The 1,479-nt window shown below is 68.9% G+C and carries 1 protein-coding gene; it reads left to right on the forward strand.

The window, feature by feature from the left end; all coding sequences use genetic code 11:
- Positions 1–246 precede the first annotated feature (246 nt).
- On the forward strand, positions 247–1,455 hold the full coding sequence (locus tag Q0747_RS13850) for an ISL3 family transposase (RefSeq protein ID WP_298255633.1): 1,209 nt from the start codon (positions 247–249) through the stop codon (positions 1,453–1,455).
- Positions 1,456–1,479: the final 24 nt, after the last annotated feature.

The raw sequence follows: 1,479 nt of genomic DNA on the forward strand, positions 1-1,479 counted from the left end.
GGCTCTTCGGACATCCGGTGGGGGTGAGGATCTGAGGCTGTCCGGTTGAGGGGTGGCGGGAAGGGGTCGAGGTCCCCGAGGATCAGTAGCGCCAACCGCTGTTCCTAGTCCGAGGACCTCGACGTGTCTCACCATAGTTCGAGGCGCGCCGGTGCGCGCCCTGCCGGTTGTGCTTGTTCGCGGGCGTGTTCGCGCTGCGATCTGCTGGTGGGCCTCGAGGGGGTGCATGTCGAGCAGGTCCAACGCGTGGACGGCGTGCTCGTCGTGACGGTGTCGACGTCTCCGCAACCGATGGGGTGTCCGGCGTGCGGGGTGATCGCGGTCGGTCGGGGCCGCCGCCGGCGGGTGCTCCACGACGTGCCCGGTGCGACCCGGGTGCGGGTGATCTGGCGCCAACGCATGTGGCGGTGCGCTGATCCTGACTGTGCTCGGGGCGTGTTCCTCGAGCAGGTCCCAACTCTCGTGAAAGCGCGGGGGTCCATCACCAGGCGCGCGACCGTCTGGGCGATCGGGCAGCTGCGCCGCGAGCATGCGACGATCGCGGGGATCGCCCGGCAACTGGGCACCTCCTGGAAGACGGTGTGGCGGGCGGTGGAACCCGAGCTGGCGCGGCTCGCCGCCGATGAATCGCGCTTCCACGGGGTGAGCTCGTTGGGCGTGGATGAGCCCATCTGGCATCACGTCGATCCCCGACGACGGGGCCCGAAGGAACTGACCGGGATGGTCGATCTGTCCCGCGACAAGGACGGCAGGACGCGGGCCCGGCTGCTGGATCTGGTGCCTGGACGGTCCGGGAAGGCCTACAGGGACTGGCTCCAGGCCCGCGGTGAGGCGTTCCGCAACAACGTGGAAGTCGCCGCACTGGACCCGTTCGCCGGCTACAAGAGCGCCATCGACGACACACTCGAGGACGCTGTCGCGGTACTCGACGCGTTCCACGTCGTGAAACTCGGCACCCACGCCGTGGACGAGGTCCGCCGCCGCGTCCAGCAGGACACCCTCGGCCATCGCGGACGTAAGGGCGACCCGCTCTACGGGATCCAGACGATCCTTCGTGCGGGCGAGGAGAACCTCACCGACAAACAGCGCGCCCGTCTTACTGCCGCGATCGACGCGAACCCGGTCCACGACGAGGTGTTCATCGCCTGGCAGTGTGCCCAACGGCTGCGCTCGGCGTGCCGCGCGGAGCATCTCGCCGAGGGCCGCAGGATCGCCGAGGACATCGCCGATACCTTCGCGACCTGCCCGATCCCCGAGATCGCACGCCTGGGACGGACCCTACGGCGCTGGCGGGAGGCGTTCCTGGCCTATTTCACCACCAACCGCACCAACAACGGCGGCACGGAAGCCATCAACGGCATCATCGAACTCCACCGCCGCCTCGCCCGCGGCTACCGCAACCGCCACAACTACCGGCTCCGCATGCTCCTCGCCGCCGGCGGCCTCAAACAATGACCCCCACCAAATGTCCGAAGAGCC

Origin of the sequence: uncultured Arthrobacter sp. (assembly GCF_947493765.1) — a bacterium.
Lineage (GTDB): Bacteria > Actinomycetota > Actinomycetes > Actinomycetales > Micrococcaceae > Arthrobacter_D.